This is a genomic window from Methylobacterium sp. AC433 (genome assembly GCF_979253015.1).
The window spans coordinates 207,440-231,565 of the sequence record NZ_CEEDBN010000005.1; the positions used below are offsets into that span (position 1 = coordinate 207,440).

The following is a 24,126-nucleotide window of genomic DNA, read 5'->3' on the forward strand; positions in this document are numbered from 1 at the left end:
TCTGCAACGGTGATATGGGGTGCCAACGGCTCCACCGCATCAACATGTGCCTTTAAGCGCACGTTCCAGCAGGCCGCAAGGATTTCCGGACACGAGGTAGTTCGCAAAGCCGCTCAACCAACCGAGCGACGACACGCTCGATCAAAGGGCTGCACGCGGCCGCTCAGTTCTTAATACCAGTACGCGACGGATGCGCCCGCCCGCGTCGAACTCGATCTCGTCCTCCTCCGATACCCCGAGAAGCTTCGACCCCAGGGGTGAGCTGATGGGAAGCTGTCCGTTCACCTCGTCGTGGGATCCATGCCCAAGCGTGAAGGTCGCCGTCCTATTGTCATCGAGGTAGCGCACCACGACCCGGTCGCCGGCACGTATCCCTTCTTTCGAAGGTACGCTTTTCGGGGTTCCGGCGCGCTCCAGCGGGTCGCATTCGGCGCGTGGTTCGAGGAGGTCCTGTGAAGCACCGGCCTCCGGCCGTCCTTCCGCTCGCTCCCGCGACGTCGGAGCCGTCCGGTGCGCGGTATAGGATGGCTGGCTCTCTGCAGCTCCTCCTGGCTCGATGCCGGACCGTTCGAGCGTCTCGAACAGGTCCAGCATGCATCCATCCGGGTCGAGGGTGAAGCTCGACGACCAGCAACGCCAGAAGCGCCAACCGACCCGTTCCAGAATGCGCTGGCGGCGCATGTCGTCCGCCCAGCGCTCCGGCCCATGGTACCTGTCGCCGTCGCATTCGACCGCGAGACGACGCCCGTTCACGCCCTCCACGACGAGATCGATCCGGTACCCGAGCGCGCCCACCTGCGGGGTCACGCGGTATCCGCGCTCGACGAGACGCCGAAGAACGTCGCGCTCGAAATCGGAATCGCAGTGTGCCTCCAGGTCTCCCGAGCGGGCCTCGGCGCCGGCCATGGGCTCGCGGAAGTGCCGGATCACGCGCGCCTTGAGGTCGTCGGGCTTGAGCTCGTCCTCCCGGACGGAGCGCACCAGGACCAGCCTGTCCCGGGCCCGGGACAGTGCCACGTTGAAGCGTTGCTCGAACTGGGTGGCGGTCTGGGCCTGCTTGCTGTCCGGATCGGCGATCATCGACAGGAAGACCACGTCGCGCTCGTTACCCTGGAAGGTGGCGCTGTCTCCGCAGGCGATGCGGTGTCGCCTCACGAGTTCCTCGCCGAGTTCGTCCAGGAGCATGCGGTTGATGAGGGCGGCCTGCTTCGCCCCGATCAGGGACACGACGCCGATGGTTCGCCAGCGGTCCAGGGCCTCCACGCGCGCAAGGCTCGGGTCGTCGACGAGCTTGCGGATCTCGTCGACGATCACCTCGGCCTCGCGGGGGTTCTGCTTGTCGCCCTTGCGGCGTCCGTCCGGCACGTAGATGTCGACGAGGGGAGGGTCGAGCCGCTCGTGCGCGGTGGGCACGCGAAGGGGGACCAGGGGTTCGGGATAGAACTGCATCGAGAACCGGATAATGGGTTCGACGCAGCGGAAGTGCTCCCGCAGCATGACCAGCTTGTCCGGGAACATCACCTTGGCGAGGTCGTAGAGCGAGGCTCCCGGCAGGAGGAGGGTTCGGAAGGGCTGGCCCTTGAGGAAGCCGTGTTCGAGCCGGTCGATCTTCGCGTTCTCGATGAACGCCGCGCTCGGGCTCACCTGCTTGTCGTCGCCGACCACGAGGATCTTCCTGCCGCGGAGCAGGGCCGGAAGCTCGCGGATGTCCGACTGCGAGGCCTCGTCCATGATCACGAGGTCGAAGGAACCGACCTCGCCGGGCAGCTGCTCGGCGACGCGCCAAGCCGGCATGATCCAGCATGGAATGGCGGCGTAGCATTGCGCCATGGCCAGGCGGGCGTCACGTCGGTGGCGCACGGCGCCCTTGCCGGTGCCCTTGCCCGTCTTGCGCAGGGCCGTGGCGAACATCATCAAGGCCGCACGCACCGTACCGGTCATCGAGCGACCGAGCTCGTAGAAGGTGCGCTCGCGGACGAGCCCTTCAAAGGTTTTCCGCACCTCGGCATCCAGCCGGACGCGTTCGTCCGCAAGCGACCTCAGCCTGTCCCGGTCATCGATCCGCCCCAGGTAGGCGGCCATCGCGCCCCATTCCCAGGCCTCGCGCCACTCCTTCGGCAGCAGCGGGTCGGCCAGGTCCTTGGCCGGTTCCCGTCGAAGGCGCGAAGCCCAGATCGGCGCGCCGCACGCGTGGACGGCTTCGGTGACCTCTCGAACGACATCGAAGTGGGCTCGGCTCTGCCCCAGGTCCTCGATCTGGCGACGCAGGGCCGACCAAAGATGCGAGACCTGCTCCCCTTCCACCCCCTGACGCCCGACTGCCTCCGACAGGAAGTTGCGGGCGAGCTGACCGATCTTTCCTGCCGTCTCCGGGAAAAAGGTCTGAAGCCGGCCGATCTCGCTCCGGGAGGCCGAGAGTTGCGCCGCGGCCGCGGCATTTCGAAAGGCTGCCTCGACGAGATCGAGCCGACGGCGATCCAGCCAAAGGTCGCGGACGGACCCGCCACCCGGAACAAGGGCGGCGAACGTAGCGCTGAGAACCTTCGTCGCGCGTTCCGCCTCAAACAGAACGGCATCGAGCGTGGCAACGAGCTGGTCGAGCTCGCGAGCCGTGGCGACGGAGGGAGCGCCGATCTCCTCCGCCAACGCCCGCCAGCGGATCGCGAGCGATGCGACCGCATCCCGCCAAGCCAGATGGTCACGAACATGTGCCCATTCCCCGGGTCCGGCCGGAGGGTGCCCCTGCACCCGGATGGCGTCGACGGTGGGACGCAGCGACCTCTCGCGGAATGCGAAGAAGCCGAACACCGGTTCGTCGGCAGCGAGGCGGCGGACGATGCCGGCGACCTCTTGGGATGCGGGGCCAAAGCCCTCGGGAAGCTCAACGGGAAGGCCGAGGTACCGCTCCCGCTCGCGAGCGACAGGTCGGGCATCCTCGGCGAAGCGCCTGACAAGGTCGACGAGGCGGTTCTCGCCGGTCGCGAACAGCATATCCTCAGCCAACGGCTGCAGCCAGGGAGCGCCATCGGAGAGGTGCTTGGCGCGGCGCAGGGCCCCCAGCTCGAAAGCTGCCTCAAGCGCTCGGGCCACGTCCTGCAGGGACGCGATCCGCACTCGGATCGAGGGTTCGCTCGCCGCAGCCTCGGCAAGGTGGACGGACCGGACCAGATCGTCGTGGAGCCTCGCGAGGACATCGCCGTCCGGCAGGTCGTGGACGGAGGGAAGGACGCAGTCGATGTGTTCGAGGCGGGTTCCCAAGGCGAGGCGGGCCGTGCGCAGGGCGGCGACGTCTTCGTCCCGCGGTGTCGCCTCGGAGGAGGCGTCGCCCGGACGGTCCTCGAACCAGCCATGCCGCGTGGCCGAGTGCGCAACCCGCCGCGCGAGCTCGGCGGGACGCTCGTCACCAAAGGCGGGGGAGAGTTGGCGGAGTGCGAACCGCTCGATCTCGGCGTCGACAGCTTCCAGCCGGCCCCGGAGCCCCACGACCGACGCTTCCAGGTCACGGATCAGCCGTGCCTGCTCCGACGGCTTGATGCTCTCGACCACCGACTGCAGGAGGCGAACCGCAGTTTCTAGTTGCCGAAAGCCCTCGCGCTCGGTCGCGGTAATGCTGATCGCCAGGTCGCGGACCCCGTCGGGTAGTTGGTCCCGTAGAACGGCCAGGGCCGGCTCCCCATGGGAGACGACCAGGATGCGCCGACCGGTCGCCATGTAGTGGCAGATGATGTTCGAGATGGTGTGGGTCTTGCCCGTTCCGGGCGGGCCCTGAACCACGATTCCGTCGGTGGCTTCGAGCCGCCGCACGATTTCCATCTGCTCGTCGTTGAACGGCTTGGGGAAGAAGAGGTCGCCTGCCTCGGATGCGCCTTCCGGCTCGGGCGCGCGCTCGGCCGTCCCGCCTACCCGGTCGCTCAAGGGTCTCCAGAAGTCCCGCGACGGCTCGTCGGCCGGCCCCATGACCAGCGTCCGCGCCGGACCCGGCAGACCGTGCTCCTGCGCAGCACGTTCGACGGAGCGCTTCAGGTTCTCGATGTCCGCGAGCAGGAAGCTGTCCGACCTGCGGCGGGCGAAAAGCACCCAGCGGTCGGACACCGACAGGTTCTCCCCTGCAGCCGGAACGGGTTCGCCGGGTGCGAGCGTCAGACGGTCGGGCAGGTATCCACCCTCGACGTCCAGCCTGGCCTGGCAGGACCGGAGGATCGGCTCGAAGCTGTCGCGCCGGTAGGGCGAGATGCCTTCGTCCGGATCGAGGATGGCGATGGCGCGCCGGGCCGCGTCGTGGGCCAGCGTCACGCCCTCGACGCCCAGCTCCTCGTAGGCCCGGAGGTTCACGGCGGCCGCGGCGGCACGGGGACGAACCCGGATCTCGGCGCCGCCGGCATCGTCGACCTCGATCTCGACCAGGCGTTCCACCAGGGGCAGGTCGATCTCCTGCGCGTCCTTTCGCCAGCGCGCGAGGCCGATGCCCCAGACGAGCTCGAACGGGCGCTCCCCGCCGCCGAGTTCGGACAGCTGCGCCACCTCGAACAGGCGTTGGTACAAGGCAAGGGAGCGACGGACGGGCCCCTCCGCCAGCGACCAGGGTAACCACCGCTCGGTGATCCAGGCCTCCGCGGCCGTCCTCAGGTCATCCCTGTCTTCGAGCCGGAGCCGCACGTCCCAGAGGCGGACGTCCTTGTCGGGTTGGGCGAGTGCCTCGGCGCAATCCTCGGCTCGTGCCAACCCATCGGAGACGAGGGCATCCTTCTCGCCGGCCGGGACCGTCCGGATCAGGAACGGGCGAAGCTGCGGCCGTCTCTCCGGATCGGGAGCCAGTTCAAGCCATTCCGCGGCCGTCTCGGGCGGTGCCGGCGGCCCGCTCCGCCGCAGCCGCTCGACCGCCAGCCAGATCGGACCCTCCTCGTCGACGAGGTCGTGCCTGACGCCCGGCAAGGCGTGGAGCTCATGCTGATGGAGGGTGAAAGCCTGGCCGGTCGGGAGACGATGCTCGCCGAGTCGCATGGTCGCCCGTTCGTCGAGCCTGACAACCTGCTCGACGTAGCCCAGCAGGCCGTGAAGCCGTTCGCCGGCGGGATCTAGCGTCACTTGCTTGGTCATTGCCCGGGAGCGCTACTCCGGCCGCGTGTCCTGGGCGAAGCTTCCGAGCGGGACAGTCCGACACGCCTCCGGGCGGCGTCAAGCGTCCCCGGCTTGTTCAAGGCAGATGCCCACCCCAATCCGTTTGCGTGCTCAGTGAGCCTCGTGAAGGCATTCCTCGTGGTCGGCGAGGACCTCGATGACCCGGCATTGGGCGATGCTGCCTCTCGCGCATTGGTCGACCATGGCCTGCACCTCGGTGCGGAGGGCGGTCAGGCGGGATAGGCGGTTATCGATGTCGGCGAGGTGCCGCCGGGCGATGACATCGGCATCGCCGCAGGGGCGGTCCGGCTGGTCCGCCAGATCGAGGAGCGTCCGTATGGCGTCCACCTCGAAGCCCAACTCCCTCGCATGACGGATGAACCTGAGACGTCGCACAGTCGCATCGTCGTAGGTCCGGCGGTTGGTGCCCGTCCGTTCCGCGACCGGAAGCAACCCGATGCCCTCATAATAGCGGATGGTCGGGATCTTCACGCCGGCCAGTTCGGAAAGGGCGCCAATCGGCAGGGGTTTCATATTTTCCGCTTGCTCCTCCAGCCACTAGAGGATTTACGGCATCGCCGGTCGATAAGGAAGACGTTCCGTGGTTGCCGAACCTTTCCAATTTCGTCCCGCCGAGCGGACGCAGGCCTTGGACGGGTGACCTCATGACCTGACTTGGCGGACGCACGAGCCGACCTCTCCCGCGACGTGGGCCGGAGGTTTTTTTCCCGACGGCCGACATACAACCGAACCCCCGTACCGGATCCGACCACATGGCAAGCGAGCACGACCACGACGGACATGACCACGGCGACGGGCACCAGGGCGGGCATTCCCATGCGGGACACCGGCATGGCCCCGGCCATGCGCACGCCCCGGCAAGCTTCGGACGAGCCTTCGCCATCGGCATCGCCCTCAACGTCGGCTTCGTCGCCATCGAGGCGACCTATGGCGTCCTTGCCAACTCCGTGGCCCTACTCGCCGATGCGGGACACAACCTGTCCGACGTGCTCGGCCTTCTGGTCGCCTGGGCCGCCACGGTCCTGGCCAAGCGTGCGCCGACCTCCCGCTACACTTACGGGATGAAGGGCTCGTCGATCCTGGCGGCGTTGTTCAACGGCGTCTTCCTGCTCGTCGCGGCCGGGGCCATCGCCTGGGAGGCGGTCCAGCGCTTCGGGCAGCCCGTGCCGGTCGCCGGAACGACTGTGATGGTCGTTGCGACCATCGGCATCGCCGTGAACGGCATCACCGCCTGGCTATTCGCCTCCGGTGCAAAGGGAGACATCAACATCAAGGGCGCCTTCCTTCACATGGCCGCGGACGCCGCCGTCTCCGCCGGCGTGGTCATCGCCGGCTTGGTGATCCTTTATACGGGGTGGACATGGATCGACCCGGTGGTGAGCCTGTGCATCGTGGCCGTCATCGTCTGGAGCACCTGGGGGCTCCTGAAAGACAGCCTCGTCATGTCCCTCGCCGCGGTGCCGCCGGGCATCGACCCCGAAGCGGTGCGCCGCCATCTCCTGTCCCTGCCCGGCGTCGTCGCCCTGCACGACCTTCATATCTGGCCGATGAGCACCACAGAGACCGCGCTGACCTCCCACCTCGTCATCCCCGCGGGACATCCCGGCGACGGGTTCCTGATGCAGGCCGCCAGTGAAATGAAGGACGAATTCGGGATCGGGCACACCACGCTCCAGGTCGAGACCAGCACGGACACCGCCTGCGCGCTCGCCTCCGACGCGGTCGTCTAGGCCGGCCATGCAGGCATGGACCTACACCCTGATCCCGGCTGCGGCGGCCATCGTCGGCGCCGCCGTCGCGGTCAACTTCCGGCCCGGCCCCGTCCTGGTCAGCGCCATCCAGCACTTCGCGGCGGGCGTCGTCTTCGCGGCCGCCGCCGGCGAGATCCTGCCGGACCTCAAGCACGCCGGCGCGCCATGGGCGACCCTGGCCGGCGGGGCCCTGGGCGTCGCCGCCATGCTGCTCGTCAAGAGCCTGGGCAGACGCGCGAAGGGGCCCGTCGGGTTGATGTCCGTCATGGCCATCGACATCCTGGTGGACGGCCTCGTCCTCGGCATCGCCTTCGCGGCGGGAGCCAAGGCGGGCCTCCTCCTTACGGTGGCGTTGACCATCGAGGTGCTCTTCCTCGGCCTGACTGTCGCCAACGAGCTCGGCGCCTCCGGCTCCTCGAAGGGCAAGGTGGTCGGCTTGACCGCGGGCATGGTGGTCCTGCTTCCGCTGGGGGCCTTGCTCGGTGGCCCCGTCGCCACCCTGTCGGCCACTGTCCAGGCCGGCTTCCTCGCCTTCGGGCTGATCGCACTGCTCTACCTTGTCACCGAGGAACTCCTGGTCGAGGCACATGAGGTCGAGGATCGCCCCTGGGTCACGGCGATGTTCTTCGCGGGCTTCCTGCTCCTGCTCCTGCTCGACCAGACCATGGGCTGACCTGAGGAATCGATGGTTCTCCAACCCGGCGAAAGCCCGCTTGGCGGTGATACCGGCCACATCGTGCTCGTCGAGGACGATGACGGCCTGCGCATGCTCGTGACCCGCCTTCTCCGGGAGGCCGGCTATCGCGTCACCGGCTGCAGGAGCGCCATTGAGTTCTGGCGCGTCCTTCCAGCCGGTGGCATCGACCTTGTCCTGCTCGACGTGATGCTTCCGGGCGCCTCCGGCCTCGACCTGCTCCGGGCGTTGCGGGCCAAAAACACGGTTCCGGTGATCATGGTCAGCGCCCGAAACGAGGAGGCCGACCGGGTGCTCGGACTGGAACTCGGCGCCGACGACTACGTGGCCAAACCCTTCGGCCGCCCGGAACTGTTGGCCCGTGTCCGGGCCGTGCTTCGCCGCGCGGCAATCGCGGCGACATCGCCCTCGGCCCCGACATCGGAGACCCTCGCCTTCGCTGGCTGGAGGCTCGACCTGCGCAGCCGATCGCTCCTGGATCCCGAGGGGGCGGCCGTCGACCTGTCCGGCGCGGAGTACGACCTCCTCTTGGTCTTCCTGGAGCACCCGGGACGTGTGCTGGGCCGCGAGATGATCCTCGAACTCTCCCGCGCCCGGCTCGGATCGCCCTCGGACCGCAGCGTCGATACCCTTGTCAGCCGCCTGCGACGCAAGCTCGAACCGCCCGAGGGGCTGCCCGCGGTCATCAAGACCATCCGCGGTGCCGGCTACATGCTCGCCTCCAAGGTAGAGCGCGCGTGAGCCGCCTCGCTCTGCTGGCCCGTAGCCTCGAAGCCCGAACGGTCGCCGTCCTGCTCCTGGCCATACTCACCGTCCACGGCGGGGCCTTGCTGCTCTACCGCCAGTCCGCGGCGGCCGCGGCGGACGATGCGTTCGCGCGCCAGGTCGCCAACCAACTCACCCTGGCGCGCGAGGCGGTGCTGAGGCGTCCTTCGTCCGAACGTGACGCCGAAGCGAAGGCTCTCTCGTCCCCACATTTCGAGCTGGGCTGGTCCAAAACCTCGCCGCTGCGCCAGGACCAAGCCGGAGACCCGGCGATGTGGTCGCTGAGATCCCGGATGGTCGCATCGGAGCCGAGCCTCGGACCCGGGCTCGCCCTGGCCATGGGCGGCGGCGGCGAGGCCATCCACGAGGAGGATCTCGCTGGTGCGCTGGCGCTCGTTGACGGAAGCTTCCTGACCTTCCACTCGGCCCATGCACCGAGCCTCGCCAGGCTTGGATCGTGGGCCTATCTTGCGACGGCGATGGCCATCCTCGTCGGCGTCGCCGCCGTCGTCCTGATCCACCGGATCGCAGGACCACTGCGCGACCTAACCCGCGCCACGGGGGAGATCGGACATGGCAAAGTCGTCCCCGTCCGGGAGGCCGGCCCCGACGAGACCCGCGAGATCGCCCGGGCCCTCAACGCGATGCAGGAGCGCATCCATCGCTTGGTGACGGAACGGACCCAGGCCCTGGCGGCCGTCTCCCATGACCTTCGCACGCCGATCGCTCGGCTTCGCCTGCGCCTCGACGGACTGCCTGAGGGACAGGAATTCCGGGGGATGGGCTCGGACCTCGACGAGATGCAGGCCATGGTCGATTCGACCTTGGCGTACCTCCGGGGCGACGCAGATCCCGAGCCGCGCCAGGTCACCAACGTCGCGAGCATCCTGATGAGCATCGCCGACGCGTCCTCGGATGCCGGACGCGACGTTTCCTATACCGGGCCTGGTCGCGCCCTCGCGACCGTGCGCCCAGTCGCCTTGCGGCGCGCACTCGACAACGTCGTCGACAACGCGGTGCGTTACGGTACCCGTGCCTGCGTCTCGCTCGCGGTGGACGTGGGGGAACTCCTGCTGACCGTCGAGGACGACGGTCCTGGCATCGCGCCCGACGAGGTTGCGAAAGCCTTCGAGCCGTTCACACGGCTTGAGGCGTCCAGGAACCGCAATACCGGCGGCACGGGGCTCGGCCTCACCATCGCCCGCCGGATCGTCGAGGCGGAGGGAGGTCGCATCGTTCTGGGTAACCGGGCGGAGGGCGGGCTACGGGTGCAGATCTCCCTACCGCGCAGCAATCGCTGACACACTTCGTCACGAACCAGGCGACCGGCAGACAAACGGGGTCGCTATCTCAAGTCTCGAAGCGGCCCGTTCGGCCGTCGGACCCCGGAGACAAGCACCATGAAGCGTACCGTCGTCGCCATTCTCACCGCTGGCCTGCTGGCAGGCCTCTCGGCTCCCGCCTTTGCCGCCGAGGACGGACATGGGAATGCGTCCAATCCCGAACGCGCCGTTCCGAACACCGGCGGCGTCTCAGGAGGGCCCGCCCATCGGGACGATCCGCGCGTGAGCGAGGCCCGCGAGATCGGCAAGGACGGCAAGCCGGTCCACTCCGACAAGGACGGGCACGCCCACGGTCATTCCCACGACAAGAAATAACAACGGCGGCAAGCCAGAGCGACCGTGAGGACGCGCCAATGCGAATGTTACCCCTCCTGGTCGTGTTCGCGTTGTTGGCCACCGGTATCGGCTGTGCCCTTGCGGCGAACGGCCGATCCGTTCCCGCCCACAACCTTCGCGGTGCGATAGTGCCCCCTCTCGTACCGTGAAGCGCCCGTCCCGATGGAACCGTCGGGGCGGGCACCGCCAACCTTCGGATGCCGGCCGGATCCCGAGGAGGCGATGACACGCTGCGCCCGAACCCAAGATGTGGTATCGACTTCAAGCCATGGCCTTCACCTCGCTTCCTTCGCGGCTGCTCACCATGATCCTCCGGATCATGGTTCTCGTCGCCTTGGCGCCGGTCGTGGGCCTCGGGCACTCCGGGCACGACCACTCAACCGAGCGAAGCGCTCCCGCGGAATACGCCGCGGTTCCGGACCACGCTGCGACCGAGATGCCGGCCGGTAAGGCGCACGACGACCAAGCCGCCGCTACGGATGCATGTTCGGGCTGCGGCTCCTGCCAAGCCTTCGTGACGCAAGCCTCCGACACTGCGCGCGGCGTCTGGGGAAAAGCCGGGTGCGTGGCGTCGGGACCGGATCTGGCCCTTCCGAGCGTGGTCCCGGAGACGCTACCCGAGCCTCCTCGATCCTTCGCATGAGACGCGCGCGCCGACGCGCCTGACGCCGCCTCCCACTCGGATGCGGCGAATGTCCCATACGAGAAGGCTTGCATCGCGATGAAGACCCGGCTTCCGGCTGCCCTTGCGGCGGCGGTCCTTACGTTCGGTTTGTGGTCGGTGGCGCCCCGGGCGCACGAAGGCCACGACCATGGCGACGAGGCCAAGTCCGCCCCCGCCGCCAACGCCCCAAGAGGCACGTCGTCGACGGATACGCTCGAATTGGTCGCCGTCGCCCGCAACGGCACCGTGTCGGTGTTCGTCGACCGGGTTGGCACCAATGAACCGGTGACGGACGCGGCCGTGACCGCGGAAACGCCAGAGGGGACCACGGAGGTCGCGGTGGCGCCCGACGGCAGCTACCGTCTCGACGCCCATTGGAGCGAGAAGCCGGGCGAGTACGACGTCCTGTTCACCGTCAAGACGGGCGGAACCTCCGACGTTTTCCCAGTCACACTGAACGTTCCCGACCTGCCCGCGCCCGAGGCCAGCGGAGGGGCCTCGGCATGGGCGACCGGGCTGGCCGTCGCCCATGACTTCCGGCAGCACCTCGGACAGGCCGACCCGCTCCCGATGATCATCGGCGGCGTCGGCTTCCTGCTGGGAGTGGCGGTGACGCTGCTGATCCGAGGTCGGCGGCTCGTTCCCGCCCTCGGAATCCTGGTCCTCGCCGCCGCGCTGCTGTTCGGGCCGCCCGCCTTCGCCCATGAAGGGCACGACCACGGCGGCGAGGGCTCACAGAAGGGAGCGGGCACGCCGATGGCGACAATGGGCGCCCAGGATTTGGCCCAGCGCATGCCGGATGGCTCGGTGTTCGTGCCTAAGCCGACCCAACGCATTCTGACCGTCCGGACCATCGTCACGGCGTCCGACGTGCTGGCCCGCACCACGGAGTTGCCGGGCCGGATCATCGCCGACCCCAACGGAAGCGGAGTGGTCCAGTCCTCCGTCGGCGGGCGCCTCTCGCCGCCGCCGTCCAACGCATTTCCGCGTCTTGGGACGCGGGTGAAGAAGGGTGAGGTGCTAGCGACCGTAACCCCGCCCGTCCAGGCGGTGGACGTCTCCGACATGCGACAGCGCCAGGGGGAGCTGGACCAGCAGATCACCATCATGGAACGCCGCGTCGAACGCTTCCGGAAGCTGGCGCCGGGCGGCTCGGTCTCGCAGGTCCAGCTGGACGACGCGCAGGCCGAGCTGAAGGGTCTGATGGACCGTCGTGCCGCCCTGGATGGCGTCCGCCAGCAGCCCGAGGCCCTGGTCGCGCCCGTCTCCGGCGTCGTCGCCGAGGCCAACGCGGTGGCCGGGCAGATGGCGAACCCGGGTGCGATGGTCTTCCACATCGTCGACCCCGCCCGGCTCTGGATCGAGGCGCTGAGCTTCGACGCACTCGCGAGCACCCAGGACGCCACGGCCCGCCTCGCCGACGGCCGGATGCTGACGCTGAAGTACATGGGTGCGGGCCTCGCCGACCGAAGCCAGGCGGTTCCGATGCACTTCGCCGTGCAGAACGCACCGGCCGAACTGCGCACGGGTCAGTTCGTCACGGTGCTGGCGGCGACCGACACCCAGCAGAAGGGCTTGGCCCTGCCGCGCGTCAGCGTGGTCCGCGGCTCGAACGGGCAGAACATCGTCTACGAGCACACGCAGCCCGAGCGCTTCGAACCGCGCGAGGTGCAGGTCGAGCCCCTCGATGCCGCCCGCGTGCTGGTCGTGTCGGGGGTTGGCCCAGGCAAGCGCATCGTGACCCAGGGCGCCGAACTCCTCAACCAGGTCCGCTGAGGGAACCGGCGCCATGTTCACCTTCCTCGTCACGCAATCCCTGCGGAACCGCCTCGTCGTCCTCGCCATCGCCGCCGTGCTTGTCGTCTACGGAGCGTTCACCGCGGTCCGGCTACCTGTCGACGTCTTCCCGGACCTAAACCGGCCCACCGTCACCATCATGACCGAGGCGGAAGGCCTCGCCCCGCAGGAAGTCGAGCAGCTCGTCACCTTCCCGCTGGAGACGCAGATGAACGGGCTGCCGGGCGTGGCCCGTGTCCGCTCCGTCTCCGGGGTCGGCTTGTCGGTCATCTACGTCGAGTTCGATTGGAACACGGAGATCTACCGCAACCGCCAGCAGGTCTCCGAACGCCTCGCGATGGCCCGCTCGCAGCTGCCCCCCACGGTCAGCCCGATGATGGGCCCGATCTCCTCAATCATGGGGCAGATCGTGATGGTGGCGGTGACTGGCGACACCGTGTCGGCCATGCAACTGCGCGAGATCGCGGACTTCACGATCCGGCCGCGCATCCTCTCCATCCCCGGCGTCGCCCAGGTCATCCCCATGGGCGGCGAGGTGCGCCAGTTCCGGGTGGCGCCCCAGCCGACGGCCCTGCGTGCACTTGGGGTCACCCATGGCCAGCTGGAGACGGCGTTGGCGCAGTTCGGCGTCAACACCGGCGGCGGCTTCACGGACCAGTACGCCCGGGAGTACCTCATCCGGAACCTCAGCCGGACGATGAACCTCGACGATTTACGCAACATGGTCGTGGCGACGGTCGAGAAGAAGCCGGTCTTCCTCCGCCAGGTCGCCGAGGTGTCGTTCGCGGCCAAGGTCAAGCGCGGCGACGCCGGTTACATGGGCGCGCCCGCCGTCGTGGTCTCGGTCGAGAAGCAGCCGGGCGTCGACACCGTGCAGCTCACCGCCGCGGTGGAGAGCGCGCTCAAGGACATCACCGCCTCCCTGCCGAAGGGCGTACGGGCCGACCGGCTGATCTTCCGGCAGGCGAACTTCATCGAGACCTCGATCCGCAACGTGGAGACGGTCCTGATGGAGGCTATCGTCGTGGTGGCGGTGGTGCTGTTCGCCTTCCTGCTCAACGTCCGGACCACCGCCATATCGCTCACCGCGATCCCCGTCTCGATCCTTGCCACCGCCGTAATCTTCCACTTCGCCGGGCTGTCAATCAACACGATGACCCTGGGCGGCCTGGCCATCGCCATCGGCGAGCTCGTCGACGATGCCGTGGTCGACGTCGAGAACATCTTCCGGCGGCTTCGGGAGAACCGGGCCGAGGGCAACCCGCGCTCGGTCTTCGACGTGGTGGTCGCGGCCTCCCAGGAGGTGCGCTCGGGCATCGTCTACGCGACCATGGTCATCGTTCTGGTGTTCGTGCCGCTGTTCGCCCTGTCGGGCATCGAGGGGCGCCTCTTCGCGCCGCTCGGCCAAGCCTACATCATCTCGATCCTGGCGAGCCTCGTCGTCTCGATCACCCTGACCCCCGTGATGGCCTACTATCTCCTCCCGGGCCTCAAGCGCCTCGACGAGCACGAGAGCGGCCTGATCCGGGTGCTCAAGCGGGGCGTGGCCGCGATGCTGCGCCCGGCCCTACGCCACGGTCGCCCGATCATGTTTCTGGCCGCCCTGGCAGTGGCCTGCGCCGGCCTGGCGGCGACGTTCCTCCCGCGGGCGTTCCTGCCCCCGTTCAACGAGGGCTCGTTCACGGTCAACATGACCTTCAATCCGGGCATCTCGCTCAGCGAAAGCAACCGGGTCGGGCTGGCGGCGGAGCGGATGCTGCTGGACATCCCCGACGTGCTCTCCATCGGACGCCGCACCGGCCGGGCCGAGCTCGACGAGCATGCCGAGGGCGTCCATTCCTCGGACCTGGAGATCGACCTGAAGGCGGGTGCTCGTTCGAAGGCTGAGCTCGTCGCCGATATCCGGAGCCGGCTGGCGGTGCTGCCTGTCAACGTCAACGTGGGCCAGCCGATCTCGCACCGCCTCGACCACATGCTCTCGGGCGTTCGGGCCGAGATCGCCCTCAAGGTCTTCGGGGAGGACCTCGACACCCTGCGCACCATTGCCGAGGACCTGCGCCGGCGCATGGCCGGCATCCCCGGGATCGCCGACCTGCAGGTCGAGAAGCAGGTGCTGATCCCGCAGCTGGAGATCCGGGTCGACTACGCCCGGGCCGCCCTTTACGGGGTGCAGCCCGCGGCCTTGGTGGAGCAGCTGAGCCGCCTCTCGAACGGCCAGGTCGTCTCTCGGGTCGTCGACGGCTATCGTCGCTTCGACGTCGTCATGCGACTGTCCGATGCGCAGCGAACCACCCAGCGCCTTGGCGACCTTCTCATCGAGACACCGTCCGGCTGGGTTCCGGCGCGGCAGATCGCCGACATCCGGGAGACGGACGGACCGAACCAAATCCTGCGCGAGAACGCGCGGCGCCGGATCGTTGTGCAGGCCAACACCGCGGCGGGCGCCGACATGGGCAAGGTCGTGGCCGGCATCAGGGAGCAACTCGCTGCCGCCAACCTGCCAAACGGCTACGTCGCGAGCCTGGAAGGCTCGTTCCAGGCCCAGGCCGAGGCCGGCCGCACCATCGGGTTGCTCTCGCTGCTGTCGCTGGCGCTGGTGTTCACGCTCCTGTTCAGCCGCTACCGCTCGGTGGTCCTCACCCTGATCATCCTGGGCAGCATCCCGCTCGCCCTGATCGGCTCCGTGGCGGCGCTCTGGATCGCCGGGCAGCCCCTTTCGGTCGCCTCGATGATCGGGTTCATCACCCTGACCGGCATCGCGACGCGCAACGGCATCCTAAAGATCAGCCACTGGCTCAACCTCGCCATCCAGGAAGGGCTGCCCTTCGGACCCGAACTTGTCATCCGCGGCAGCCTTGAGCGGCTGACACCGGTCCTGATGACCGCACTTTCAGCCGGGGTCGCGCTCGCACCGCTGCTGATCGGCGCGGACGCGCCGGGCAAGGAGATCCTGCACCCGGTCGCGGTGACGATCTTCGGCGGCCTGATCAGCGCCACCCTGCTCGATACGGTCCTTACGCCGATCCTGTTCCTGACCTTCGGCCACAAGCCCCTGGAGCGCCTGCGCGCCGAGGCCATCGCAGCTCCTCCCTCCGAAGGCATCCGCCGCACCACCCCGGTGGAAGCTTTCTGAGCCCGAACCCTCAACCCGAAGGAAAGGATTTTTCCGATGCGTACGATTCCCGCCATAGTCCTCGCCGCGTTCCTGGCCGTCTCCCATCCCGCGCAGGCCGCCGGGCCGAACGGGGGCTTGACCACCGTCGCGGACGGTCATCCCATTGAGCTGGTCAGCACCGATAAGGACCTGACGTTCTTCGTCATCGGCGAGGACGGCAAGCCCGTGGACACCGCGGGCATGACGGCCAAGGCCTTCGTGCAGGTGGGCGGCAAGACCGAGACGGTGGCGCTGAAAGGCGCCGCGCCGAACAAGCTCTCGGGAACGCTGCCGGCTCCGCTCGCCGCCGGTGCGAAGGTGGTCCTGTCCACAAAGATGCACGGTCACAACATCCAGGCACGGTTCGAGAAATAGCCGGGGGTCGGACCTTGATGCGGTCCGGCCGAGCCCAGGCTGTCGGCCTCCTCTAGGGGGCCGTAACCGGCGGGACCAAACCGCCATGTCACAAAGGATACCGACAATGATCAATTCGACCGGGATCAAGGCGGCCCTCGGGGCCGTCGCACTTGCCGCCAGCCTCATCCTAGGCGCGGGTTCTGCTATCGCCCAGCATCACGACGGCGGCCACGGTGGCAGCCGCGGAGGGTATGGCCATGGCGGCGGCTACCGTGAGGGCCATGGCGGCGGGCATGGCTACGGCCACGGCGGTGGTTACCGGAGAAGCCACGGCGGCGGGCATGGCTACGGCCACGGTGGGGGGCACCGTCGTGGTCACGGCGGCTACGGGCACGGTGGTGGCCATGGCGGTCACCGCGGTGGCCATTACTAAGGCCCGTACTCTCGGTCGTCCGGCGGAGCCTGCTTAGGCGCAGGATCTGCCGGAGGACATAGCGAGCCTCGATAAAACTTCGCGGTCTTGGCCTCGCCGGGAAGGCGCGCTCTGCTCCGCCCCCGGGAAGGCTGGTCGGCCGATGCGGATATCAGTCGTTCCAACCGTAGCAAGCGAAGTGCCCTCGGCCGTGACCATGGTGCTCGCAATCATGGCTGTGGCGGATCGAGTGATGGTCGAGGTGATTGTCCTCGTGCGCGATGTGGTCGCATTCGGCGTCGGACCGAACACATCCGAGGTACCTTCGATGAACGTGATGGTGATGATGCTGGATCAGAGTCAATCCCGGCATCATTTGCTTCTGATTTCCTGCTCCGTGCGTTCAGAAATCAGTCCTTCCAAACTCGCTGGAAAGGGCGGGACCCATGAAGCCAATTGCGATGAGACACCCAAGGACAGAATAACGAAGCTTCATTGCGTAACCTCGTGATGGCAGCGCCAGAATGAGACTATGGTTTAGATGCCACAAGGGGTTTTTCTTGTAAATTGCTTCGAGCTATGCTGGCTCGTAGGGACCGAACCCAAAAGGTCGAACCGGGTAACGGACCGTGGGAACAGCCCCCCCGGAGCGATGGGGAGTTACCATATATCACCTTCTGTGCTGCCACATATCCATCGCCTACTAACAACCTTTGAGGTGCCCAGCGCGTCCACTACCGGGGACAAATCCTGCACACTTACGGGGCTAAGCTCACAAGGATGGCTTCATCGTTGTCGAGGGGCACTGCCTCTAAGACAGGATTGCCAAGGCTCAAAAGGGTATCTCGCAGCAGAACCATCCACATGATGTGCCCCTCGATAACGGGCATGCGCTCGTGCCCCGAGGCGATGATGTCGAACGACTCCTGGATCGTCCGGTCCCTCAGGGATTCCGGGATGCAGCCCGAGCGCATCCACATGGGCGGGATGCGATCGGGGCAGCCGGGGTGCTTACAAATCGCCCGCAGGATACCCTGGATTACAGGCCGGGCAGCTTCAGCGTGCTGTTCAAGCACGAGCCGGCGCCGCGCGCCCTTTGCCGGGATCGGCAGCATCAGGCGGCCATTGTTGTGCTCCTCGTAGATCCTGTCTGTCGTGGGGATCCAGAAGCGCCGATCTTTTCCCCTGCCGGCCGTGCCGAGACATCCGTACAAAAGAGCACCGCGCGCATGACAGGCTGCCTGGAGAGCCTTGCTGGCGTCTCGGACGCTGTAGCCCACGCTCCGCAAGGCCCGCCAGGACATCCACCCGTCTATAAATTCGGGGATGTCCATCTGCCCCTGCCGGCGTCCTTGGCCTCCGAAGATCTCGCGCACGTCGAGTTCGATTAGAAACGGCGACGTCAGGCGGGGCTCGATCTTCGTCCACCCGTACTCGAAGATCTCGATTGCCTCGTCACTGTTGATGCGCCTGCGTGCCATAGCAGCCTCGGGCCTTGGGTTGGGACAGAGCGACGGTGGGGACGACGCTTGCGAGCGTCGGAATGCCGTACGCTGTCCAGATGGCTAAGCCGCGCAGAATGCTCGACATCGAGCGCGCATCGAGAACATAGCGGCGGGGCGATCGAGCCCGTCCTGCAGGGCATGGACACAAGGTCGTCCTCAACAGCGTGGAGGTTCTTAACGAAGCCAGACGGTGGGGTCCTAAGCAGAGCCATGCTTTCGAGGATTCAAGTGGCTTCAGGCGAACAGGCGTCCTCAAGCAGTCCGCGGCTTTGTGAGGCGTTCGATTGGTGAGACAAGCAAAGCAGGCTCGGCAGTCGTAGTAAATTCTTGATCGCTTTGCCCGAGAGGACGCCCGGAACTAGGAGAAGGCGAACTTACGGCCGTATGGTCAACTTACAGTTGAGGAAGGAGAGCCATTGCGAGAGGCCAACTGGATGACGAATGAGCATGTCAGGCACCGAACCATTTTGACGAACTCTATTTGAACCGAGTGGTGCGTGGGCATGCCCCTGGGCCCGGCGTGGGTCTCGTTCGAGGGCGACATCTCGCATAGAATACAAAAGTACGGCTTAAGATCTAGAACATGAGCGATTGCAGGGCCTCAGCATCGTCGTCACGCACTGGTTCGACGCGAAAACCGACGCCCACAACCATTTCTCGAAGAGCCTTAAATAGAGACGGCTTTTTCTCAAAAAAGCAGCCTTTATTTCCAGCTAGGATTGAAACTTGTTGAGCACAAGCCCAGTCACCACCTCGCCACTTTAACGTTGGCAAATAAACACCGCCGACCGTCAAAACTAAGCCAACGCTCTCTCCCTCGGGCGTCACTCCGGGAATTCGACAATCCCATGCCATTTCGATTTTTTTCAATATGAATCGCTTTGAATCGATCGAAAATCTAGAATTGATAAAGAGCGGATGGCGCTCGACTCGCTCGACCCCGTGCTGCCAATACGACAATCTACCGCCTAGCCTGGGTTCAACGTTGTAGATCAGATGGCCAGACTCAATGCAGACTTTTGGGAGTGGGATACCAGTGATTTGATCAGGGTCTTCCAGGTCTGTCTGCTCAACTCTGTATTTTCTATAATTAATAGGTCGAAGTGCAGGCGCGCGTTTAATCATGAATATCGCATCATTCAGTGCACTACGGAACGAACATGCTGCGGATTCGCGGCAATGTACGCTCGTCCATAAGGAGTTGCTGCCTGCCGCATGTTTTCGACAGCTTGTTTCCCACCATCATTCTGCTGTTCCCTCCTGTGATGTCGGGATGCGGCCGAGTCCCCGAAAGCGATATCTAAGAAGCGCGCATCCATGTATGAAGCAACGAAGAAAGCAGTTAATCTTAGTGTTCTCTGCAGTACCACCGGCTTCTCATTTTTGGAGCTGCCATCCGTCTCCACAACCTTCAAATCAAACCCCGATCCATCAAGGACAGGAGCTCCTGTAATGACATACAGAGCGCCTTGATGTGGTGCATCATCAGAAGGAACGATCGCAAAAACAGCATCGTTGTGTCTAATCTTACTATTGATAAACTTAACTTGCTGAGCAGGACCCAAAGCAGACAAAGCTACCTCGTTCTCACGAGCCTTTTCTATCATGTCTAAGGTGAAATCTTCGATCTTATTGGCCATTGGGTCCGTGGGAGGCTGAGTCAAAGCTGATGCTAAAAAAGTTTTTAGCACAAATGCCGGCTCGCGATAGGGGCCAAAAAAATATATCCACAGGCTTGCGTGTCTGCCTGTCCATGCCAGTCGCATGCGATTAAGACCTTGGAGAAGCTACAACACTCACCCAAAGCATCCTAAATAGACGTGCCGCAGAAAATTAGGTTGCTGGATATAAATGATCTAGGCACGTGAATAATATTGTATTTGTGTAGAAGTGATAGCCGTTCACAGATTAGGCATGCGAAATAGCAAACCCGAACCAAACTTCAGGTATTGGATCCAATTTATATGAGCTCAAACCGCCCCTTACCCGGTAGTGTCGAAGCGAAAATTAGACGAGCACCTAAAGTTAATATATCTAATCTCAACGATGAACAGCGCATACTTCGAGAGCACGTGTTGAGCCTTGGGAAGCAAGCTTTTGGAGAGCGCTGGCTCTCTCCAATGGCCGCTGCTTTGTCGAAAGAGACCGGCCGCCGCATTTCGGTGTCTCAGGTTGCTCAGTGGCAAAGTGGCGAGAGGCCAGTGCCGATTGTTTTGGTTCCAAGCTTAAACGTCATCGCACACGATGCAGTAAGGCATCTATTGCACCGAGCGGATGAAATAAAAACTCGGTGGCTTGATGCAAATGATTGGGATATTAGTCTTGATATGAAACCTCTTGTTGTCCATCTTCAAAACAAAGGGGGAAAATAGCAGATCGATCCTACGATGTAGTTTTAATTCTTATTGAAGTTGCCTTACTCTATGAATAGATTACAGGTCTCAGCAACTAAATGCTTACGTAACGACTAGCCGCGCTCGCTTTGTAGCGTAAGTCATTCTCGTAGTCTGGCTTTATGGGGCGGCTGAGACACGAGGATCTGTCGCACGCGGGGCAACCGGCTTTCCACGTCCCTACGGGGCTTGGCTAGGACTTGCAGGCGCTTGCCGGCAGCGCGGAGGAGGTTCGAACCGAACGAGAAACCTGAGGAGGATGCAGGCAGTTGTTCCTGTCTTCCATATGCGCGTCGCAGGCGCGAACGGGCGGAACATACACCGTCCGGCATCGTGGCCGATAAGGCCTCAGCTATTTCCTGGGCCGGACGACCCTCCGCGGGCACAGGCTTCCATTACCGGGACGCAGTGTTGTGAACCGCACCGGGTTTCCCGGAGGCTCCAACTCTTGAGAGGATGGAGCCATGACGAAGCGAACCCCACCCTATTCCCCCGAGGTCCGTGCCCGCGCGGTGCGGATGGTGCTGGACCACCAAGGCGAGCATGCCTCGCAATGGGCGGCGATCAATTCGATCGCGGCCAAGATCGGCTGTTCGGGCGAGACGCTCCGGAACTGGATCCGGCAGTCCGAGCGTGACACGAGACAGCGGGGCGGCCCGAGCACGGACGAGCGCGAGCAGATCAAGGCACTGGAGCGCGAGAACCGCGAGCTGCGACAGGCCAACGAGATCCTCCGGAAGGCCAGTGCGTATTTTGCGATGGCGGAGCTCGACCGCCCTTTCAAGCGATGAAGGCGTTCATCGACGAGCACCGCGATGCCTACGGGGTCGAGCCGATCTGCAAGGTCCTGCCGATCGCCCCGTCGACGTACCATGCCCATGCCGCGCGGCGAGCCGATCCCGGTAAGCTACCGGCACGAGCGAGGAGTGACGCGGCGCTGATGGTCGAGATTCGGCGTGTGTTCGAGGCGAACTTCCACGTCTACGGCGTGCGCAAGGTCTGGCGGCAGCTCGGCCGGGAAGGGATCGTGGTGGCTCGGTGCACCGTGGCGTGGCTGATGCGGGCGATGGGACTGAAGGGTGTCGTGCGGGGCAAGACGGTCCGGACGACGATCCCCGATCCGGCAGCGAAGTGCCCGCTCGACCGGGTCAACCGACGGTTCAAGGCACCGCGCCCCAACGCCCTATGGGTCAGCGACTTCACCTACGTGGCGACCTGGTCCGGCTTCGTCTACGTGGCCTTCGTGATCGACGTCTTCGCCCGCCGCATCGTCGGCTGGCGGGTCTCTCGGACGGCTCACGCTGCCTTCGTGCTGGATGCCTTGGAGCAAGCCCTGCACGAGCGTCGTCCCGTCCAGGGCGGCGGGCTCGTGCACCACAGCGACAGGGACTCGCAATACCTTGCGCTGCGCTACACCGAGCGGCTCGCCCAGGCTGGTGTCGAGCCGTCCGTCGGCAGCGTTGGCGACTCCTACGATAATGCCCTCGCGGAGACGATCAACGGCCTGTTCAAAGCCGAGGTAATCCATCGGCGTGGACCATGGCGGTCGTTCGAGGCCGTCGAGTTCGCCACCCTCGAATGGGTCGACTGGTTCAACACCCGTCGTCTGCTCGAACCGATCGGGAATATCCCTCCCGCCGAGGCCGAAGCACGCTACTATGCCCAGGCAGAGGTGCAAACCTTGGCAGCCTGAATCAAACCCAATAGCCTCCGGGAAACCCGGTGCGGTTCATCTGGGGCGTATAGGTTCCGTGTGTCGCGGTGACGCACCGCTCAGGTCAGTCCGCTTTTTTGGCTTGTAGCCGCCACGGAAGCCTTCTGGCGCACGCACGATGCCCAAGGCGCCTTTACGCTTCTCCTCCGTAGCCAGCCGGGCAGCATCGACGATCGCCCGTCAACGTTCGGCGTGACCTGCGTTCGGAGGGACCGCGGCGCGGAATTACGACCTCCTGGCAGGCAGGGCCGCCGCGCCCTTCGCGCCCTGCCCACACGTGACGACCGGATGGGATCGATCCGGCGTCTCCGAGGGGTTTCTCGAAGGCGCCGGCCGATCGTTCAGAAGCCCGGTCCCGTGAGATCATCGTCCTCAAGCGGCACCGAAGCCGTCTTCATGGTCGAGCTTCGTTTGACGGGTCGGCGCCTCACAAAGCGGGGCTGCGGAGCCCGCGCGACGAACCCCACGTCCAGGCCGAAGGCACTGCCGATGCGTCGAAGGGTCTCGACGGTCGGGTTGGCTTCCCCGCGCTCGATCTCCGCCAGTTGCCGCCGGGTCAATCGCACCATGCCAGCGAACTCCTCCTGGGAGAGGCCGAGCGCATGTCGCATCTCCCCAACCGCACCGGGTAGCGCCAGCGTTCCGTTCCTGACGCGTTCGGCCAACTCGGCCCTCCGCTTCCGGATCTCCTCCGAGGTCGGCCGTCTCAATCCGCCCACGTCGCTACCTCGGGGTTCTGCCAAGTGGCGGGATCGCCGCGATGGTGTCGGCGATCCCGGCGGGGCGATCCCCGATCGCCCTCGAAACCACGGCCTCGGGGACCCCGTGCTCGCGTGCCGTCCGGGGCAAGGCCCTAACGCGCTCCTCGGCTTCCCTGAGGATTGCCAGCAGCGCACCGGGGTCGAGGTCGTTCCCGGCCGCCGCCTCGCAGACGATCGTCCAGTCAGGAGCGTGGTCCCGTCCCGAGGCCCGCATGCAAGCCCATTTCGTCGGCCGCCCCGTATCGGCCGGCGCGAGACGCATGGGCGCGAAGTCGAAGAGCGGCGTCAGCCGAACTTGGCCGGATGCGTCCTTGGCCAGGGCGGTGTTGCGGCCGTGGTTGTCGGGGTTACCCATGGCCTGGTTGAGCACCTCGCGCTTCAGGTACTCAGCCACATCCGCCATAGGGTCGGCCGATACGGCGCGGATCATGTCCAGGTATGTCTCGTGTGCCTCCACATGGCCGAACGCCGAGACCCCGATGGCGGAGACGATGCTTTCCTGCCCCCGGCGAACCAAGCCGTCCGGGGCGATTCGCCGGTCGAACCTCGGGATGACGAGCACGCCATTCCTGTGCACCAGGGGAAGACCGACCCTGACGCCGAATGCCTTGGCGACGGCCGCATAGGCGGCCTCGCCCTCCAGGATCAGCCTGTCGCTCTCCTCGTTGCTCCGGAGAAGCTTGACGATGACGTGCGCCACGGCTTGGGTGTCGGGGACTACGGGGTCCGGATACCAGCGGCCGTCCCTCGCCCTCGTCATCGCGATCTTCGGCCACTCCCCCTGCAGGCCCGAGGATCCGGAGGCGACCATCGCGAAGCGATCCGCGACCTCCAGGAACACCTCGGACTTGTCGAGGATATCGTCCCTGGTGACCCCCTGCCGCGGGGCGTCGTGCAACCTCTCCGCCTCGGCTTCCGCCGCTTCCTTGATGCGAAGGTTGCCGACCGGTGCACCTGCGCCCCTGAGAAGCAACCGGACCTCGGAGCTCGGCGCATCTGGGTTGATGCCGAGATGCTCGGACAGCTTACGGCGGGCGTGTCCCTGCGGCATGAGGTCGAGAAGGAACGGAGGCCACCCCGGGTAAGACCGATCCTCAAGGTCGACGGGGCTCATGACGGAGACCGCCCGGGCGTCGGTCAGCGGCTGCCCTTCGGAGAGCGGGATGGCTCCGTGCTCCAGGAAATAGTTTGCCTCGTAGGACACGACGCTGGAACCGGCCACCCCCGCGTCGGCATCGGCGAGCGTCAGCGTGGCCGCATCGTGCCAGGTGCCGCCATGATGAAGTTGAATCGTCAGTCTCATCGATTGACCCATTTTCATGGATCATTTTGCCATGGTTG

19 protein-coding genes and 1 other annotated feature are annotated in these 24,126 nt (G+C 65.6%); of the genes, 11 read left to right on the forward strand and 8 right to left on the reverse strand.

Annotation, left to right across the window (positions count from 1 at the left end; translation table 11 throughout):
• Positions 1–141: 141 nt before the first annotated feature.
• Positions 142–5,097 carry an AAA domain-containing protein gene (locus AC0IWM_RS10595; RefSeq protein ID WP_264051098.1) on the reverse strand — a complete coding sequence of 1,652 codons (4,956 nt, stop codon included), beginning with the start codon at positions 5,095–5,097 and terminating at the stop codon, positions 142–144.
• 132 nt (positions 5,098–5,229) lie between these two features.
• Complete coding sequence (locus AC0IWM_RS10600) at positions 5,230–5,652, reverse strand: MerR family transcriptional regulator (protein WP_056355111.1); 423 nt, start codon at positions 5,650–5,652, stop codon at positions 5,230–5,232.
• Positions 5,653–5,891: 239 nt separating this feature from the next.
• Between AC0IWM_RS10600 and AC0IWM_RS10605 the strand changes: the two genes are divergently transcribed.
• The 8 genes from AC0IWM_RS10605 (at position 5,892) to AC0IWM_RS10640 (ending at position 16,018) form a co-directional block, all read left to right on the forward strand.
• Positions 5,892–6,869 (forward strand): cation diffusion facilitator family transporter, encoded by a 978-nt coding sequence (locus AC0IWM_RS10605; protein ID WP_056355113.1) that lies wholly within the window; start codon positions 5,892–5,894, stop codon positions 6,867–6,869.
• A 7-nt stretch (positions 6,870–6,876) separates the two neighbouring features.
• Positions 6,877–7,563 carry a ZIP family metal transporter gene (locus AC0IWM_RS10610; RefSeq protein ID WP_056355116.1) on the forward strand — a complete coding sequence of 229 codons (687 nt, stop codon included), beginning with the start codon at positions 6,877–6,879 and terminating at the stop codon, positions 7,561–7,563.
• 12 nt (positions 7,564–7,575) lie between these two features.
• Positions 7,576–8,325 carry a response regulator transcription factor gene (locus AC0IWM_RS10615; protein WP_056355119.1) on the forward strand — a complete coding sequence of 250 codons (750 nt, stop codon included), beginning with the start codon at positions 7,576–7,578 and terminating at the stop codon, positions 8,323–8,325.
• Positions 8,322–9,650, forward strand: a complete 1,329-nt coding sequence (locus AC0IWM_RS10620) for an ATP-binding protein (RefSeq protein ID WP_056355122.1) — start codon at positions 8,322–8,324, stop codon at positions 9,648–9,650. The genes AC0IWM_RS10615 and AC0IWM_RS10620 overlap by 4 nt, the downstream gene beginning before the upstream one ends.
• A 99-nt stretch (positions 9,651–9,749) precedes the next feature.
• Entirely contained in the window at positions 9,750–10,007 is a 258-nt protein-coding gene (locus AC0IWM_RS10625) for a hypothetical protein (RefSeq protein WP_056355125.1), read from the forward strand.
• Positions 10,008–10,749: 742 nt separating this feature from the next.
• Positions 10,750–12,468, forward strand: coding sequence for an efflux RND transporter periplasmic adaptor subunit (locus AC0IWM_RS10630; RefSeq protein WP_056355134.1), 1,719 nt, complete (start codon positions 10,750–10,752; stop codon positions 12,466–12,468).
• A 13-nt stretch (positions 12,469–12,481) separates the two neighbouring features.
• The gene (locus tag AC0IWM_RS10635; protein WP_056355137.1) at positions 12,482–15,622 is read left to right on the forward strand and encodes an efflux RND transporter permease subunit; all 3,141 of its coding nucleotides are present in this window, start codon (positions 12,482–12,484) and stop codon (positions 15,620–15,622) included.
• A 36-nt stretch (positions 15,623–15,658) separates the two neighbouring features.
• Positions 15,659–16,018, forward strand: coding sequence for a hypothetical protein (locus tag AC0IWM_RS10640; RefSeq protein ID WP_056355141.1), 360 nt, complete (start codon positions 15,659–15,661; stop codon positions 16,016–16,018).
• Between the two features lie 169 nt (positions 16,019–16,187).
• Here the strand turns inward: AC0IWM_RS10640 and AC0IWM_RS10645 are convergent, their stop codons facing one another.
• Positions 16,188–16,406: a hypothetical protein gene (locus AC0IWM_RS10645; protein ID WP_292496356.1), complete on the reverse strand. Its 219-nt coding sequence runs from the start codon at positions 16,404–16,406 to the stop codon at positions 16,188–16,190.
• A 217-nt stretch (positions 16,407–16,623) separates the two neighbouring features.
• Between AC0IWM_RS10645 and AC0IWM_RS10650 the strand changes: the two genes are divergently transcribed.
• Positions 16,624–16,923, forward strand: a complete 300-nt coding sequence (locus AC0IWM_RS10650; protein WP_143103754.1) for a hypothetical protein — start codon at positions 16,624–16,626, stop codon at positions 16,921–16,923.
• A 247-nt stretch (positions 16,924–17,170) separates the two neighbouring features.
• On the opposite strand, the gene AC0IWM_RS10655 is transcribed toward AC0IWM_RS10650, so the two are convergent.
• The 3 genes from AC0IWM_RS10655 to AC0IWM_RS10665 all read right to left on the reverse strand — a co-directional run bounded on the left by AC0IWM_RS10655 (position 17,171) and on the right by AC0IWM_RS10665 (position 19,557).
• Positions 17,171–17,893 carry a hypothetical protein gene (locus AC0IWM_RS10655; protein ID WP_056355145.1) on the reverse strand — a complete coding sequence of 241 codons (723 nt, stop codon included), beginning with the start codon at positions 17,891–17,893 and terminating at the stop codon, positions 17,171–17,173.
• 600 nt (positions 17,894–18,493) lie between these two features.
• Positions 18,494–19,042: a hypothetical protein gene (locus AC0IWM_RS10660; RefSeq protein WP_143103753.1), complete on the reverse strand. Its 549-nt coding sequence runs from the start codon at positions 19,040–19,042 to the stop codon at positions 18,494–18,496.
• A 14-nt stretch (positions 19,043–19,056) separates the two neighbouring features.
• On the reverse strand, positions 19,057–19,557 hold the full coding sequence (locus AC0IWM_RS10665; RefSeq protein WP_143103752.1) for a hypothetical protein: 501 nt from the start codon (positions 19,555–19,557) through the stop codon (positions 19,057–19,059).
• A gap of 324 nt (positions 19,558–19,881) precedes the next feature.
• Here AC0IWM_RS10665 and AC0IWM_RS10670 point away from each other — a divergent pair, with 324 nt between their 5' ends.
• Positions 19,882–20,289 (forward strand): hypothetical protein, encoded by a 408-nt coding sequence (locus AC0IWM_RS10670; protein WP_156650069.1) that lies wholly within the window; start codon positions 19,882–19,884, stop codon positions 20,287–20,289.
• A 485-nt stretch (positions 20,290–20,774) separates the two neighbouring features.
• Positions 20,775–22,003, forward strand: a protein-coding gene (locus AC0IWM_RS10675; RefSeq protein ID WP_156650071.1) for an IS3 family transposase whose coding sequence is annotated in 2 segments (ribosomal slippage) — positions 20,775–21,063 and positions 21,063–22,003 — 1,230 coding nt in all. Because the reading frame shifts where the segments join, the coding sequence is not laid out codon by codon here.
• Positions 21,056–21,172: a sequence feature (AL1L pseudoknot), on the forward strand. Its footprint overlaps the gene before it by 117 nt.
• Positions 22,004–22,365: 362 nt before the next feature.
• Here the strand turns inward: AC0IWM_RS10675 and AC0IWM_RS10680 are convergent.
• Both AC0IWM_RS10680 and AC0IWM_RS10685 read right to left on the reverse strand, forming a co-directional pair.
• Complete coding sequence (locus tag AC0IWM_RS10680; RefSeq protein ID WP_318784659.1) at positions 22,366–22,689, reverse strand: helix-turn-helix transcriptional regulator; 324 nt, start codon at positions 22,687–22,689, stop codon at positions 22,366–22,368.
• Positions 22,690–22,747: 58 nt separating this feature from the next.
• Positions 22,748–23,899 carry a type II toxin-antitoxin system HipA family toxin gene (locus AC0IWM_RS10685; RefSeq protein WP_244472799.1) on the reverse strand — a complete coding sequence of 384 codons (1,152 nt, stop codon included), beginning with the start codon at positions 23,897–23,899 and terminating at the stop codon, positions 22,748–22,750.
• Between the last annotated feature and the right edge of the window lie 227 nt (positions 23,900–24,126).

Bases quoted from the DNA above. Each gene is read 5' to 3' on its own strand.
- AC0IWM_RS10595 (WP_264051098.1), bottom strand. From the start codon at position 5,097: ATGACCAAGCAAGTGACGCTAGATCCCGCCGGCGAACGGCTTCACGGC.
- AC0IWM_RS10630 (WP_056355134.1), top strand. From the start codon at position 10,750: ATGAAGACCCGGCTTCCGGCTGCCCTTGCGGCGGCGGTCCTTACGTTC.
- AC0IWM_RS10685 (WP_244472799.1), bottom strand. From the start codon at position 23,899: ATGAGCCCCGTCGACCTTGAGGATCGGTCTTACCCGGGGTGGCCTCCG.
- AC0IWM_RS10655 (WP_056355145.1), bottom strand. From the start codon at position 17,893: ATGGCACGCAGGCGCATCAACAGTGACGAGGCAATCGAGATCTTCGAG.
- AC0IWM_RS10665 (WP_143103752.1), bottom strand. From the start codon at position 19,557: ATGGCCAATAAGATCGAAGATTTCACCTTAGACATGATAGAAAAGGCT.
- AC0IWM_RS10615 (WP_056355119.1), top strand. From the start codon at position 7,576: ATGGTTCTCCAACCCGGCGAAAGCCCGCTTGGCGGTGATACCGGCCAC.
- AC0IWM_RS10640 (WP_056355141.1), top strand. From the start codon at position 15,659: ATGCGTACGATTCCCGCCATAGTCCTCGCCGCGTTCCTGGCCGTCTCC.
- AC0IWM_RS10605 (WP_056355113.1), top strand. From the start codon at position 5,892: ATGGCAAGCGAGCACGACCACGACGGACATGACCACGGCGACGGGCAC.
- AC0IWM_RS10635 (WP_056355137.1), top strand. From the start codon at position 12,482: ATGTTCACCTTCCTCGTCACGCAATCCCTGCGGAACCGCCTCGTCGTC.
- AC0IWM_RS10670 (WP_156650069.1), top strand. From the start codon at position 19,882: ATGAGCTCAAACCGCCCCTTACCCGGTAGTGTCGAAGCGAAAATTAGA.
- AC0IWM_RS10600 (WP_056355111.1), bottom strand. From the start codon at position 5,652: ATGAAACCCCTGCCGATTGGCGCCCTTTCCGAACTGGCCGGCGTGAAG.
- AC0IWM_RS10645 (WP_292496356.1), bottom strand. From the start codon at position 16,406: ATGGCCACCACCGTGCCCGTAGCCGCCGTGACCACGACGGTGCCCCCC.
- AC0IWM_RS10625 (WP_056355125.1), top strand. From the start codon at position 9,750: ATGAAGCGTACCGTCGTCGCCATTCTCACCGCTGGCCTGCTGGCAGGC.
- AC0IWM_RS10610 (WP_056355116.1), top strand. From the start codon at position 6,877: ATGCAGGCATGGACCTACACCCTGATCCCGGCTGCGGCGGCCATCGTC.
- AC0IWM_RS10660 (WP_143103753.1), bottom strand. From the start codon at position 19,042: ATGATTAAACGCGCGCCTGCACTTCGACCTATTAATTATAGAAAATAC.